This window comes from Micromonospora endophytica (assembly GCF_003236305.1).
In the GTDB taxonomy this organism is placed as follows: domain Bacteria; phylum Actinomycetota; class Actinomycetes; order Mycobacteriales; family Micromonosporaceae; genus Micromonospora; species Micromonospora endophytica.
The window spans coordinates 1-13,904 of sequence record NZ_POTX01000168.1 but is presented as its reverse complement, the minus strand read 5'-3'; the positions used below and the strand labels follow the sequence as shown (position 1 = coordinate 13,904).

The following is a 13,904-nucleotide window of genomic DNA, read 5'->3' as shown; positions in this document are numbered from 1 at the left end:
CAGCCGGGGCGTCCGGCGGCAGGAACGTCTCCTCGCCGGATCGGTCGGTCGTCGCCTGCTCCCCACCACGGCCACCGAAGCGGGCTCGGTCGAGCAGCGCCCGCCACCGCGGTGCCGGTTCGGCGGGCCGTCCCCAACCGGTCTCGCTGCCGTCCACGGCTCGCCTCCCAGCGCTTCGGTTTCCGTCTGACAGGCTACGAACGAAACCCCATTCAGGCCACACCGGGCCGGTTAAGGATCTGCCCACTTCGGTCAGGGTGTCGGGTTGGGTGCACTCGTCGCCGCGGTGTCTGTCGAGGTCGACGGCGTCAGGGTGGCCGATGGCGGCGGTGCCGGGGCGGTCACTGCCGGTGCTGGTGACGAATCCGTCACCTCCGGCTCGCCCGGTACGCGTTCCTCGGGCACCGGATCCGGCGACGGGCTGCCGGGGGCGACGCTCGGGGTCGGTGTCGGTGTCGGTGTCGGGGTCAGGTCACGGTCGACCGGCGGCCGAACCACATCACGTTGCTCGGGCAGCGGTGGGGTGAACACGGTCCCCTCCAGTCGCCGGACCTCCGGCGCCGGGTCCACCACCCGCACCCCCGGCCGGGCCGCCACGCCGCGCAACGTCGTCGTGGGCGCCCGCACCACCACCGCGTAGACGCAGGCGCACCCGGCGCGATAGGCGGTCGCCTCCTGGATCGCGGTCCGCGCCCCGATCTCGTACAACTGGCGCAGCTCGCGTTCCTGCGGCCCGCCGCCGCCCAGCGCGGCGGCCCGGGACCGGTAGTCGGCGGCCTCCCGCTCCCTGCGCTCGGCCAGGTCGGTCATGCCGGTCAACACGTCCTCGGGCAGCCGTTGGGCGGGGATGCGGACGATCTCGGTCTGCCGCTCCGGCAGCGGCACCCGACTGACGACGGCCGCCACCCGGACGTCACCGACCACCTCGGCGAGCGACTGCGGGGTGAGGTATTCGGTGAGCGAGACCAGGGCGTACGTGCCGTCGCCGGGTGTGCCGTCGCCTTCCAGCGCGGCCAGGTCACGCGCTGCCGCGCGCTCGTAGCGGGAGATCGAGTCACCGTCGATGACCCCCACCCGGGTCACCTCGCCGATCGTCAGCTCGGGCGCGAGCGGCCGTTCCGTGGCGAGCACGGCGGTGGAGAGCACTGCGGTGCAGGAGAGCACCGCCGTCCACCGCAGCAGCGCGCCGTGGAACGGCGCCTGGCCGAGCCGGGTCAGCGCGGCGGCGAGGCGGGGCAGCAGCAGCTGGTCCAACTGCCGAAGCAGATCACCGACGCGCACGGGCGGCCCCCCTCCTCCAGTCGGGTCGGGGCGCGTCAGTCGCGGAGCCTCTCCAGCGCACGTCCCAGATCGTCAGGGTAGTCGCTGACGAAGCGGACCTCGTCCCCCGTACGGGGGTGCTGGAAAATCAACTCTCTGGCGTGCAACCACTGCCGGTCCAGCCCGAGCCGCGCGGCGAGAGTGGGATCCGCGCCGTACGTCAGGTCGCCCACGCACGGGTGGCGCAGGGTGGAGAAGTGCACCCGGATCTGGTGCGTACGCCCCGTCTCCAGCCGCACGTCGACCAGGCTGGCCGAGGGAAACGCCTCAAGGGTGTCGTAGTGGGTGATGCTCGGTTTGCCACCGGAGACCACCGCCCAGCGGTAGTCGTGGTGCGGGTGCCTGTCGATCGGGGCGTCGATGGTGCCGCGCAGCGGATCGAGGTGCCCCTGCACCACCGCGTGGTACCGCTTCTCCACCTCGCGGTACTTGAAGGCCCGCTTGAGGACGCTGTACGCCTGCTCGCTCTTGGCCACCACCATGACGCCGGTGGTGCCCACGTCGAGTCGGTGCACCACCCCCTGCCGTTCGGCCGCGCCACTGGTGGCGATGGTGTGCCCGATCCCGGCCAGCCCGCCGATCACGGTGGGGCCGGTCCAGCCGGGGCTGGGATGGGCGGCCACCCCGACCGGCTTGTCGACCACCACGATGTCGTCGTCGGCGTAGACGACCCGCAGGCCGGGCACCGCCTGGGGCACCACCGCCGGCGCGGCGGCCGGCGGGGGCAGCGTCACGTCCAGCCAGGAACCGGCCCGGACCTTGTGCGAGTTGGCCCGCACCGTCCCGTCGACCAGCGCGTGCCCGTCGTCGACGAGCGCGGCGGCGGCCGTGCGGGACAGCCCGAACAGCCGGGCCACGGCCTGGTCCAGGCGCATGCCGTCGAGGCCGTCGGGGACCGGCAGGCTGCGGTGGTCGCCACCGGCGGCGAAGGTCGCGGTCATGCCCGCTCCCGCCGTTCGCCGTCGGCGTGCTCGCCACCGCTGCCGGTGGTGGCCGCCGGGTCCGCGTCGGTGTCGCCGGTCCGGTCGCTGTTCTTGTCGCTGACCAGCCGGCTGCCGTCGCGCTGGCGGCCGGTGAACTCCAGCGCGACGGCGAGCAGCACGCCGCAGACCAGGGCACTGTCCGCGATGTTGAAGATCGGGAAGACCCGACCGTACGGATCGAAGACGCTGATCATGTCGACCACGTGCCCGACGAACCAGCCCGGGGCCCGGAAGATCCGGTCGAGCAGGTTACCGGTCACGCCGCCGACCACCAGGCCAAGCGAGATCGCCCACGGCACCGACCGCAACGTCCGCGCCATCCAGGCGATCCAGCCCAGCACGCCGAGCGCGATCACCGGGAAGATGAACGTGTAGTCCGAACCCAGGCTCCACGCGGCACCGCTGTTGCGGGTCAGCGAGAGGTAGACCGCGCCACCCAGCAGTCGTACCGGCTCGCGGTCGCTCAACTCGGCCAACGCGAAGTGCTTGGTGAGCAGGTCGACCGCCAGCGCGAACGCCGCCAGGCCGAGCAGGATCGTGACGGGCTTTCGCCGCGACTTCGAAACGGTTCCCGACTCGGCGGTGCCGGATCCGGCGGGCGGTGCTGCGCTCATCTGCTCCCCATCGACGATCGCGGCGGTACGGTCGTACCGCCGCGCACGGACGCCAGGAAGCGTACCGTCAGCGTCGCTCCGCCAGCTGCTTGCAGGTCACGCAGAGGGTCGCCGACGGGAAGGCGGCCAGCCGCTCCACCGGGATGGGGTTGCCGCACCGCTCGCACCAGCCGTAACCACCCTCGTCGAGGCGCTCCAACGCCCGTTCGACCTGCGTGATCCGTTCCAGGATGCTGTTGGCGAGGGAGATCTCCTGCTCCCGCTCGAACGTCTTGGTGCCGGTGTCGGCCTGGTCGTCCCCGGCCGAGTCGGTCAGCCGGTCGCGCTGAAGCTCGGTGATCTCGCTCAGCGTCTGATCGTACTCGGCGCGCAGCTCGTCATGCCGGGCCGCCAGGGCGGCTCGGATCTTCTCGGTCTCCGCGGCGCTGCGGGTGGACTTCGCCGCCGCCTTGCGTCCGGCGGTCCTGGTCTCGGCTGGCTTGGCCATCGTCGCTCCCTCGGCCACGGAGCCGCGGTGGTCCGCGGCGCCTGGGACAGGGGCCGCCCACATCGGCCGCCCCAGGTACAAAACGGGCGCACGGCAACATCTGGCCGTGCACTCCGGAGGTTGGCAAGGATACGGAACGTACACGCGTCCGACAACGTGCCGCACCGAATCCGCCCCAACTACTGCCGTAGCGGGGCAAAGGGGACGCTAGCAGATCGGGTCGGTCGGGTCGGTGCCTTCACGCAACCGGCGCAACCGATCGGACAGATCCGTTTCAGCGGTGGTGATCAGGAAGAGTTTGTCGCGGCTGGCCGCGCCGGAGCGTAGCGACACCGCCGTCCGCCGCACGCCGAGCGCGCCGGCCAGGGCACGTCGGGCCGCCTCGGTGGCCCGACCGTCGACCGCGGGCGCGTTCACCGCGATCACCAACGCGGGACCGTACGGCCCGTCGTACCGGCCGCCCACCCGGGGCCGGGACGCCCCCGGTTTCACCCGGACGGCGACGGTGAGCGCGTCGGCCACAGGCCCGTGCTCAGAGTCGACCGGAGCGGGACAGCAGGGTGGTGCCCGGCGTGCAGTGGGCGCACGGCGTGAAACCGAGTTCCACCGCCTCGGCCACCGGCAGGGCCTCGTGCTCCCGCCCGAGCACATGCGGACAGGCCGAGAGGTGGTAGCGCGGCCGACCGTCGATCACGAGCACCTCGTCGGCAAGGAGGGCCAACTGGGCGACCTCCTCCGGGGTGACCTCCTGGGCCGCGGGCTCGTCGTCGTAGCCGCCACCGGCCGGACCGTCAGGATCGGCGACCGGACCCGACGGGCCGGTCACCGGCGGTCCGGGTGGTTGCCGCCACCCGGAATCGCCGGTGCCCATGGTCGGAGGAAGGTGCTGAGCCGGGATGTCCGGCTCGGGACCGGTCGGGCGAGACGCCGAGGCCCGCTCAGCGGCTGCCTGGCGGGCACCCGCGACAAGAGCGACGGCGGCCAGCAGACTGGCCCCGATCGAGACGACCAGCAGCGGACTGGATCCGCCTGCCAGGCCGAACACCAGCAGCACCACCGCGACGAGGATGAGCGCGAGACTGACGACGATCACAACTCACCCCCGCCGCGTCGTACCGAGGAAGCAGGGTGGGCGGCCGCCATGCGGACGGCATCACCGACCCGGTGGTTCAGCGGCCGGCCTCGAGGGCGCCGGAGCGACCCCCGCCGAACGACCCGGCGAGGCCGGCTGCGGCGAGTCCGTTGCCGCCGCCGCGGGCGCCTTCGCCGCGGGTCATCTCGGCCTCCAGGCCCTGACCACGACCGTCGAGGTCACGCAGCTGGCTCTCCAGGTACGCCTTCAGACGGGTGCGGTACTCCCGCTCGAACTGCTTGAGCTCCTCGATGTGCTTCGAGAGCGCGGTGCGCTTGGCGTCCAGGCCGCCCATGGCCTCCTGGTGCCGCTGACGGGCGTCGCGCTCCAGCGCGTCGGCCTTGGCCCGGGCCTCGCGGGTGACCTCCTCGGCCTTCGAGCGGGCCTCGGAGAGGAGCTGGTCGGCCTCGCGACGGGCGTCGGAGACGTGGTCGTCCGCCGTCCGCTGGGCCATCATCAGCACCCGCAGCGCCTGCTGCTCGCCGTCACCACCCGGCACCACCGCACCGCCGGCGGCGCGGACCTGCTCCAGCTCGGCCTGCATGGCGCGGGCGGCCTGCTCGGCGGCGGCCTTGTCGCGCTGGGTGCGGTCGAGCTGGGCCTTCAGGTCGTTCAGCTCGGCCGCCAACCGGGCGTCGCCGCCAGGGCCGGCGGGGGCACCGCCACGTCCGCCGCGCTCCACCTGGGCGCGCAGCTCGTTGTTCTCCTCGATCAGACGGGCGAGCTCGCGCTCAACCTCGTCCAGGAAGGCGTCGACCTCCTCCTCGTCGTAGCCCCGTTTGCCGATCGGCGGCTTCTTGAAGGCGACGTTGTGGACGTCGGCCGGGGTCAGCGGCATCGAAACTCCTCGGGTCAGTTGCGGCCGCGATAGCGCGTCGGTCATCAGGCGGTCCTGATGATCGCCGGCTCTAACACAAACCTCATCAGCACGAACAGGATAACCAGGAGCACAAGGGAGGCCAGGTCGATGCTCACGGTACCAATTCGCAGCGGAGGGATCACACGCCTCAACGCCCAGAGCGGGGGATCAGTGACGCTCCACACGGATTCCAGTCCGGCCGATGCTCCGCGACCGGGCTGCCAGCGCCGCCCGTACTGCAGGACCGCACTGAGCACGAAACGGGCCAGAAGAACAATAAGGAAGACATACGTGATCAGGTAGAGCACCTGGAGCAAGATCGACAACACGGCAGGCGGCGTCCCTCGGGTCGGGCGGGTCAACTCAGGCTGAAGAACCCACCCTCAGCGATCTTGGCCTTGTCCTCCGCGGTGACCTGGACATTGGCCGGCGAGAGCAGGAACACCCGGTTGGTCACGCGCTCGATCGTACCGCGCAGCCCGAACGCCAGCCCGGCGGCGAAGTCCACCAGACGGCGGGCGTCCGCCTCGTCCATCTCGGTGAGGTTGATGATCACCGGCACCCCGTCGCGGAAGTGCTCGCCGATGGTGCGGGCCTCGCGGTAGGTGGTCGGATGCAGCGTGGTGATCTGATAGCGCTGCTCCTCCTCGTGCACGACGGCACGCTCGCGGGGCTGCGCCTGCGGGGCCAGGGCGAGATTGTCCCGGGTGTGGTAGGTCAACGCGCCTGACGAATCCCCGGTCGAGCGGGTGATCGACCGTACGCTGGAACGTTCCACCCGCTCCGGGCGCTCCGGGCGCTCGGACTCCAACCGCTCGGACTCGCTTAGGCGGCCACCGGACCGCTCGCTGAGCCGGCCCCGTTCCCCGAGCCGTGCCCGCGGCGCGGGCGGCTCCTCCGCCTCGTCCTCGTCGTCGGCGAACTCCTCGGCGTACCGGCTCTGCCGGTAACGCGACTCGCGGTAGCCACCCTTGTCGTAGCCACCGTCGTCGTAGGCCCGCTCGTCGTCCTCTTCGACGAGTCCGAGCCAGACCCCCGCCTTGCGCAGTGCACCCATCCCCGCGCCCTTCCCGTCCGCCGTGGGCGACACGGCCCCCACCGTGCCGCCTGTCGCGAGTGGACCGTTCTGTGCCCACCGGACCGGAACGGCAACCCCCCGACGCGCAATTCGCGTTGCACGTCACGCCCCCTGGTCGCGGGGAAGACCGTTCCCACAAACAACACTGATGTAATTTGTCTTCTCTGGCGCCAGGCTACCGCAGCGTGGGACGCATTCCGAGCAACGCGCTGCCGACGCGGACATGTGTCGCGCCCTGGCTGATCGCCGCCTCCAGGTCGCCGCTCATGCCCGCGGACACGATGGTGGCCTGCGGATGCTCCGCCCGCAGCGCCTCGGCGAGGGCGGCCAGCCGGCCGAACGCCCGCACCGGCTCCCAGCCCAGCGGCGCCACAGCCATCACCCCGGCCAGCCGCAGCCCCGGCGCGGCGGCCACCGCCTCCACCACCGGGCCGAACCCGACGTCCGGGTCGGACGAAGCCGGCACCGCGCCACCCCGCGCCGCGTCGCCGTCGACGCTCACCTGGACCAGTACGTCCAACTGCCGATCCCGGGCGGCCGTCGCGGCCACGTCCAGGGCGGACACCAGGCGGACCCGGTCGACCGACTGGACCATGTCCGCGTACCGGACCACCGACTTCACCTTGTTGCGTTGCAACTGGCCGATGAAATGCCAGCGTGGGGTGACCCGGGCCGCCGCGACCTGGGCCGCCTTGGCGGCCGCCTCCTGGTCCCGGTTCTCCCCGACGTCGGTCACGCCGAGGCCGGCCAGCGCGATCACGTCGGAGGCCGGATAGGTCTTGGTCACCGCGATCATGGTCACCTCGCTCCGCTCGCGGCCGGCGGCGGCGCAGGCGTCGGCGATGCGGGAGCGTACGCGCGCCAGCCCGGCGGCGAGTTCGGCACGCCGGTCGGGGCGCACCTGGGCGGGACTATCGGTCATGGGCGGTGTTCAGGACCCGTTCTTGAGAAAGTCGGGCACGTCGACGTCGTCGAAGAGCACCCGACGCGGCGACTGCGGTGTGACCGGCGGGGCAGGCGACGGCACCACCGGCGTACTCGGCTGCGCGGGCTGGTTCTGGTTGGTCTTCCGGGGCGACTCGGACGCCTTGTAGGCGGGCGTGCCCCCGTCGAAACCGGCCGCGATCACGGTCACCCGCACCTCGTCGCCGAGGGCGTCGTCGATGACCGCACCGAAGATGATGTTGGCGTCCGGGTGCGCCGCGTCGGTGACCAGCTGGGCCGCGTCGTTGATCTCGAAAAGACCGAGGTCCGATCCGCCGGCGATGGAGAGCAGCACCCCGCGCGCGCCGTCCATGCTCTGCTCCAGCAGCGGGCTGGAGATGGCCGCCTCGGCCGCCTCCACCGCGCGGTTCTCACCACGGGCGCTGCCGATGCCCATCAGCGCGCTGCCCGCGCCGCTCATCACGCTCTTGACGTCGGCGAAGTCGAGGTTGATCAGACCCGGCGTGGTGATCAAATCGGTGATGCCCTGCACACCGGAGAGGAGCACCTGGTCGGCGGTGCGGAACGCGTCCATCATGCTGATGTTGCGATCGCCGAGCGCCAGCAACCGGTCGTTGGGGATGACGATCAACGTGTCGCACTGGTTGCGCAGCTCGTCGATGCCCGCCTCGGCCTGCACCTGGCGGCGCTTGCCCTCGAAGGAGAAGGGTCGGGTCACCACGCCGATGGTCAGCGCCCCCAGCTTGCGCGCGATGTTCGCCACCACTGGCGCGCCGCCGGTGCCGGTGCCGCCACCCTCGCCGCAGGTCACGAAGACCATGTCGGCGCCCTTGAGCACCTCCTCGATCTCGTCGCGGTGGTCCTCGGCGGCGTTCTTACCGACGTCCGGGTTGGCGCCGGCACCCAGCCCCCGGGTCAGCTCCCGGCCAACGTCGAGCTTGACGTCGGCATCGCTCATCAGCAACGCCTGCGCGTCCGTGTTGATCGCGATGAACTCGACGCCCTTGAGTCCAACCTCGATCATCCGGTTGACGGCGTTGACGCCGCCGCCCCCGATGCCGACGACCTTGATGACCGCCAGGTAGTTGTGCGGAGGTGTCATCTCCGGTCCTTCCCTTCGAGATTGGCTTCCCCGACCGTTTCCGGCGTGGCCGGACCGCCGGTCGACGCAGCTGTCACCAGCAGGGTCCAGAGGCAAACCCTCATCCTCTACTAGAGGGTGAGAGTTATGTCAACCACTGATCCTCTTCGGGGCAACGTAAGCGCAGCAAAGCGATGAGCCAAGGACCCGCCCGGCGTGTCGCCGGCACAGCGCCACGCCTCACAGCCGGCACCCCGGCTGACCCGCCACTCACCGGAAGGTCACCACGTCCGGCGCGCTGACGTCGATCCGGGCCGCATCCTGGTCGAGCAGTGCCGTGGCCACCCGGGCCTTGTCCGGGCCACGGGTCGCGTCGCCCCAAAAAACCGTCAGATCACCGCGCAGCCGTACGCTGATCCGGGCCAGGCTCTCGACGCTGAGTTCGACGAGTTCCGCGCGCAGTCGCGGGGTGAGCGCGGCGAGCACCTCCAGCCCCGCCCGGGTGGCCGGGTCGTCGGGGCCGGGCTCCGCCAGCCGGATCAACGGCAGATCCGCCGGGCGCTGCGGCACCGTCCGGAACGCCACCCCGGCCGCGTCGAGCACGACGAACTGTTCACCACTGGGCACCACCGCCACCCCGGTCCGCTCGGTGAGCCGCACGACCAACGCATCCGGCCAGTCCCGGGTCACCGTCACCCGTTCCACCGGCGGCAGCGCGCCGATCCGGTCGGCCAGGTCGGCCAGGTCCAACCGGGCCAACGGAGCGCCGTCCGGCACCTCCGCCGCGGTGCGTACCTGCACCGCCGTCACCAGTTCGGCACCCTCCACCCGCACCTCCCGCACCCCGAACAGGCCGGTGCCGAGCAGCGTCCAGGCCACCAGCCCGGCCAGCCCGAGCACACCACCGGCCACCGCCCAGGGCAGCGCCGCGCGCATCCGGCGACGTCGGGCCCGCGCCATGAACCGTCGGGTGGAGGCGGGCACCGCGTCCCGGCCCGCGCGGACCAGCTGCCACCGGCGGGTGGTGCGCCGACCCGCGCCGCCGTCGACACCGGTGCCGCGTCCGCGGGCCGGACCGGGGCTCATTCCGCCACGGGCGCCGCGCCGTCGACCCCGACGCCGCCCGGGACGGTGCCACCGATGCTTGTCGACCCGCCGGCCGCACCACCAGGCGCGGTGCCGACCGACGCCTGCGGATCAGCGGCCCGCGCGGTCAGCGCGACCAGCAGCTCGTCACCCAGCAACGAGATCGGCGGAGCGCCCATCGTCACCACCACGTCCCCGGGGCGGGCCCGCCGCGCCACCTCGACCGGCGCGTCCTCCCACGAGTCGACGAAGACCTTCCGCTCCGCCGGCAACGACACCGCCTCGACCAGCGCCGCGGATCCCTCCCCCGGACCCCGCTGTTCGCCCGGCCCGAACACCTCCAACAGCACCAGCTCGTCGGCGATCGCGAGCGCCTCGGCGATCTCCGACTGGAGGTCCCGGGTGCGGTAGAGCCGATAGGGCTGGAAGACGACGATCAGTCGGCCGTCCCCGGCCACCTCGCGCAGCGTCTGCAACGCCAAGGTCATCGAGGTCGGGTGGTAGGCGTACTCGTCGTACACCAGCACGCCGTCGGCGACGCCCTTACGCTCGAACCGGCGACGCACGCCGGGAAAGACCCCCAGCGCGGTCTCGGCCGCCGCCAGCGGCAACCCCAGCAGATACGCGGCCAACACCGCCGAGGCGCTGTTGAGTCCCATGTGCCGCCCCGGCACCGGCAGCCGGAACTCGCCGAGCGACCGGCCCTCGATCTGGGCCAGATAGCGCACCCCGCGCGCCGAGGACGCCATCTCGCTGCACCGCAGGTCGGCGTCGGCGGCCTCGCCGTAGGTGTACACCCGACGGCCCTCGGCCCGCAGGGTGGCCGCCAGCCGCCGCCCGCCGGGATCGTCGGCGCAGGTCACGATGAAACCCGCCGGATCGGTGAGCCGGGCGAACTCGGCGAAGGCGGCCTCCAGGTTGGCCAGGTCGCCGTAGGTGTTGAGGTGGTCCGCCTCGATGTTCGTGATGATCGACACGAACGGGCGGTAGATGAGGAACGAGCGGTCGCTCTCGTCCGCCTCGACCACGAAGTACTCGCCGGTGCCGTGGTGCGCTCCCGAACCCACCTCGGAGATCTCCCCACCGATCACGAAGGACGGATCGGTGCCGGCCTGCTGGAGCACCATGGTGACCATCGAGGTGGTGGTGGTCTTGCCGTGGGTGCCGGCCACCGCCACCGTACGGCGACCGGTCATCGCGGCCGCCAGCGCCTCCGAGCGGTGCAGCACCCGCAGCCCGCGCCGGCGCGCCTCGACCATCTCCAGGTGGTCGGCGGGAATGGCCGAGGAGTAGACCACGGTGTCGACACCGTCCAGGTTGGCCGGCTCGTGGGTCATGTGGATGGTCCCGCCGAGCGCCCGCAGGCCGGCCAGGGACGGCCACTCCCGCAGTTCGCTGCCGGAGACCGGCAGCCCCCGGGTGAGGAAGAGCCGGGCCAGGCCGCTCATCCCGACCCCACCCACCCCGATCAGGTGAATGTGACCCAGATCCTCGGCGGTCAGCGTGCCCGCCGGACTGAACGTCGTCATCGGAGCTGACCTTTCGTTCGCGACTGCGGGGCCCGCAGAACCGGCTCACTCCTCGCGCTCACTGGAGCCCACCTCTCGTTCGCGACTGCGGGGCTCGCAAAACCGGCTCACTCCTCGCGCTCATTGGGACACCGCCTCGTGGACGAAGTTGAGCAGCGCCTCGTCGCCGTCGCGCCGGCCGTAGGCCGCGGCGGCGGCACCCATCGCGTACAGCCGCTGCGGGTCGCGGATCAGCGGGATCACCGTCCGCTCCAGCCAGTCCGGAGTCAGCTCACCGTCGTCGACGAGCAGGCCCCCACCGGCCTCGACCACCGGCAGCGCGTTGCGCTTCTGCTCCTGGTTGCTGTGCGGGTACGGCACGTAGATCGTCGGCAGGCCGATCGCGGCCACCTCGGCGCAGGTCATCGCGCCGCCCCGGCCCAGCATGAGGTCGGCGGCGGCGTAGCCGGCGTCCATGTCGGACAGGTACGGCAGGGTCACGTACGGCACCGGCAGGTCGGTGGGGATCGGCACCGGCTCGTTGCGGGCCCCCATCACGTGCAACACCTGGATGCCGTTGCGGGCCAGTTCCTTCGCCGCACCGGCGACCGCGAGGTTGATCGACCGGGCGCCCTGCGAGCCGCCGGCCACGAAGAGCACCGGCAGATCCGGACGGAGTCCGAAGTGGGCGCGGGCCGCGTTGCGCATGGCCGCCCGGTCCAGGCCGGAGATGGCGCGGCGCAGCGGGACACCCACCACCCGCGCGTCCCGCAGCGACTCGGCCTGCGCCGGCTGGTGCGGGAACCCGACAGCGACGTGCTTGGTGAACCGCATCCCCAGCCGGTTGGCCACCCCCGGCGGCACGTTCACCTCGTGGATGACGATCGGCAACTCCCGCCGCCACGCGGCCAGGTACGCCGGCACCGAGACGTACCCGCCGAAGCCCACCACCACGTCGGCGCGTACCTCGTCGATGACCTTGCCCGCGGCGCGGGCCGCGGTCCACATCCGGCCCGGGGTGCGGACCAGGTTCATGTTTATCGACCGGGGCAGCTGGTACGCCGGGATGTTCCGCAGGTCGTAGCCGGCCGGCGGGATCAGCTCGTTCTCCAGCCCCTTCGGCGTGCCGAGGCAGGTGATCCGGACGCCGGGGTCGTGTCGGCGCAGGCAGTCGGCGAAGGCGAGCAACGGGTAGATGTGTCCTCCGGTGCCACCTCCCGCGAGCACCACCGAACGCAGCGGACCCATCACCGTCTCCTCTCGTCCGCCGTCCCGCCGCGACCCCGGCCGTCCCGGGCGCCACGCGGTGCGGCCTGATCGTCCCTGCGCCGCTTACGCGCCTGGGGCACGGTCCCCCGGGCAGCCGACGGCGGCGCCGCGCGGCGGCGCCGGCCGGGAAGCGGCGGCAACGGTGCCCACACTAGTCGGACCCACCGGGCCGGTGGACGGGCATGCAGGGCTCTGGCCGCATCGGGTTCCGCCCGCGCGAACGAGGCGAGCATCCCGACCGCCGCCAGGGTGACGACCAGGGCGCTGCCGCCGACCGAGATGAAGGGCAGCGGTACGCCGGTCAGCGGCAGCAGGCCGATCACGCCACCGATGTTGATGAACGCCTGCCCGACCAGCCAGGCGGTGACACCGGCAGCCGCGAGCCGGCGGAACGGGTCGTCGACCCGCCGGGCGATCCGCAGCCCGGTGTAGGCCAGCACCGCGAAGAGGGTGACCACCACCACGCAGCCGACCACCCCCAGCTCCTCGGCGATCACCGCGAAGATGAAGTCGTTCTCCGCCGCCGGCAACCAGGCCCACTTGCTGCGCCCCTGGCCGAGACCGGTGCCGAACCACCCGCCGTTGACGATGGCGTACCGGGCCTGCACCATCTGGTAGCAGAGTTGCTCCTTGCACCCCTCCAGCGGCGGCGGGTTGACGAAGACGGTAAGTCGAGCCAGCCGGTAGTTCTCCTCGCCCCGGACGCCGGAACCGGCGCCGAGCGAGGCCACCGCCACCAGCAGGCCGATGCCGACCAGGCCGATCGCGCTGAGCGCGGCGAAGACCCGCAGCCGCACCCCCGCCGCCCAGAGCAGGCCGACCACCAGGGCCACCAGGCAGAGCATGCTGCCCAGGTCGTTGTAGCCGACCAGGACGAACATCAGGCCCACCACCGGGAACAGCGGCGTGGCCAACTCCCGCCACCAGCCCAGCGCCGCGCCCTTGCGGGCCAGCACGTACGCCCCCCACAGCACCAGCGCGAACTTGGCCAGCTCGGAGGGTTGCACGCCGACACCGCCGACGTACAGCCCGAGCAGCTCGGCCTCCAGCGGCCCGATCCGGGCATCGCCGTCGGTCAACCGCCCGTACGCCACCAGCAGGTTCAGCAGCACCAGCACCCCCACCGCCACGGCCAGCGCGGGCCGGCCCAGTGCTCGGTAGGTGCGGGCCGGCAACCGCTGGCAGGCCCAGAACGCCACGATGCCGATGAAGGCGAAGATCCCCTGCTTGGTCAGGGACGCCGAGGCGTTGCCGCCCTCGGCGTAGTCGCGCACGCTGGTGGCCGAGAAGACCATGGTCAGGCCGATCAGCAGCAACAGCCCGGCGCTGGCCAGCAGCAGGTGGTAGGAGGCCAGCGGCCGGGCCAGCAGGCCGCGCAGCGCGGCCAGTCCACCCATCGCGTCCAGCCCGCGCCACGGCCCACTCTCCGGCGTCGCGCCACCCGGGCCCGGCTCCGTCGTCCGGGTGCCGCCGGTGCCGGATCCGGCTGAGCGCGAGCTGCCGCCCGGCCCCCCGGTCGGCGCCGCCTCCTCGATCCCTACC

Annotated in this window: 15 protein-coding genes and 1 pseudogene; all 16 read right to left on the bottom strand. The window is 72.2% G+C overall.

Annotation, left to right across the window (positions count from 1 at the left end; all coding sequences use genetic code 11):
* A pseudogene (locus C1I93_RS32650) lies at positions 1 to 157 on the bottom strand (ATPase); the annotation flags it as partial.
* A 95-nt stretch (positions 158 to 252) separates the two neighbouring features.
* Positions 253 to 1,281, bottom strand: coding sequence for a hypothetical protein (locus C1I93_RS21345; protein WP_111245075.1), 1,029 nt, complete (start codon positions 1,279 to 1,281; stop codon positions 253 to 255).
* 35 nt (positions 1,282 to 1,316) lie between these two features.
* On the bottom strand, positions 1,317 to 2,261 hold the full coding sequence (locus C1I93_RS21340; protein WP_111245074.1) for an RluA family pseudouridine synthase: 945 nt from the start codon (positions 2,259 to 2,261) through the stop codon (positions 1,317 to 1,319).
* A complete protein-coding gene (locus tag C1I93_RS21335) occupies positions 2,258 to 2,917 on the bottom strand; it encodes a signal peptidase II (protein WP_111245073.1) in 660 nt (219 codons plus the stop codon). Before C1I93_RS21335 ends, C1I93_RS21340 begins: the two co-directional genes overlap by 4 nt.
* 67 nt (positions 2,918 to 2,984) lie before the next feature.
* A complete protein-coding gene (locus C1I93_RS21330) occupies positions 2,985 to 3,404 on the bottom strand; it encodes a TraR/DksA family transcriptional regulator (protein WP_111245072.1) in 420 nt (139 codons plus the stop codon).
* Positions 3,405 to 3,611: 207 nt separating this feature from the next.
* The gene (locus tag C1I93_RS21325) at positions 3,612 to 3,926 is read right to left on the bottom strand and encodes a DUF167 domain-containing protein (RefSeq protein ID WP_111245071.1); all 315 of its coding nucleotides are present in this window, start codon (positions 3,924 to 3,926) and stop codon (positions 3,612 to 3,614) included.
* Between the two features lie 10 nt (positions 3,927 to 3,936).
* Positions 3,937 to 4,497 carry a hypothetical protein gene (locus C1I93_RS21320; protein WP_111245070.1) on the bottom strand — a complete coding sequence of 187 codons (561 nt, stop codon included), beginning with the start codon at positions 4,495 to 4,497 and terminating at the stop codon, positions 3,937 to 3,939.
* Between the two features lie 76 nt (positions 4,498 to 4,573).
* Positions 4,574 to 5,374: a DivIVA domain-containing protein gene (locus C1I93_RS21315; protein WP_111245069.1), complete on the bottom strand. Its 801-nt coding sequence runs from the start codon at positions 5,372 to 5,374 to the stop codon at positions 4,574 to 4,576.
* A 44-nt stretch (positions 5,375 to 5,418) separates the two neighbouring features.
* Positions 5,419 to 5,724, bottom strand: coding sequence for a YggT family protein (locus C1I93_RS21310; protein ID WP_111212523.1), 306 nt, complete (start codon positions 5,722 to 5,724; stop codon positions 5,419 to 5,421).
* A gap of 29 nt (positions 5,725 to 5,753) precedes the next feature.
* On the bottom strand, positions 5,754 to 6,452 hold the full coding sequence (gene sepF, locus C1I93_RS21305) for a cell division protein SepF (protein WP_111245068.1): 699 nt from the start codon (positions 6,450 to 6,452) through the stop codon (positions 5,754 to 5,756).
* A gap of 196 nt (positions 6,453 to 6,648) precedes the next feature.
* Positions 6,649 to 7,395 carry a YggS family pyridoxal phosphate-dependent enzyme gene (locus C1I93_RS21300; RefSeq protein ID WP_111245067.1) on the bottom strand — a complete coding sequence of 249 codons (747 nt, stop codon included), beginning with the start codon at positions 7,393 to 7,395 and terminating at the stop codon, positions 6,649 to 6,651.
* Between the two features lie 9 nt (positions 7,396 to 7,404).
* Positions 7,405 to 8,520, bottom strand: coding sequence for a cell division protein FtsZ (ftsZ, locus tag C1I93_RS21295; RefSeq protein ID WP_111245066.1), 1,116 nt, complete (start codon positions 8,518 to 8,520; stop codon positions 7,405 to 7,407).
* Positions 8,521 to 8,769: 249 nt separating this feature from the next.
* A complete protein-coding gene (locus tag C1I93_RS21290; protein WP_111245065.1) occupies positions 8,770 to 9,585 on the bottom strand; it encodes a cell division protein FtsQ/DivIB in 816 nt (271 codons plus the stop codon).
* Complete coding sequence (murC, locus tag C1I93_RS21285) at positions 9,582 to 11,114, bottom strand: UDP-N-acetylmuramate--L-alanine ligase (protein WP_111245064.1); 1,533 nt, start codon at positions 11,112 to 11,114, stop codon at positions 9,582 to 9,584. Before murC ends, C1I93_RS21290 begins: the two co-directional genes overlap by 4 nt.
* A 120-nt stretch (positions 11,115 to 11,234) precedes the next feature.
* Positions 11,235 to 12,341, bottom strand: coding sequence for an undecaprenyldiphospho-muramoylpentapeptide beta-N-acetylglucosaminyltransferase (gene murG / locus C1I93_RS21280; protein ID WP_111245063.1), 1,107 nt, complete (start codon positions 12,339 to 12,341; stop codon positions 11,235 to 11,237).
* Positions 12,341 to 13,759: an FtsW/RodA/SpoVE family cell cycle protein gene (locus C1I93_RS21275; RefSeq protein WP_111245076.1), complete on the bottom strand. Its 1,419-nt coding sequence runs from the start codon at positions 13,757 to 13,759 to the stop codon at positions 12,341 to 12,343. Before C1I93_RS21275 ends, murG begins: the two co-directional genes overlap by 1 nt.
* Between the last annotated feature and the right edge of the window lie 145 nt (positions 13,760 to 13,904).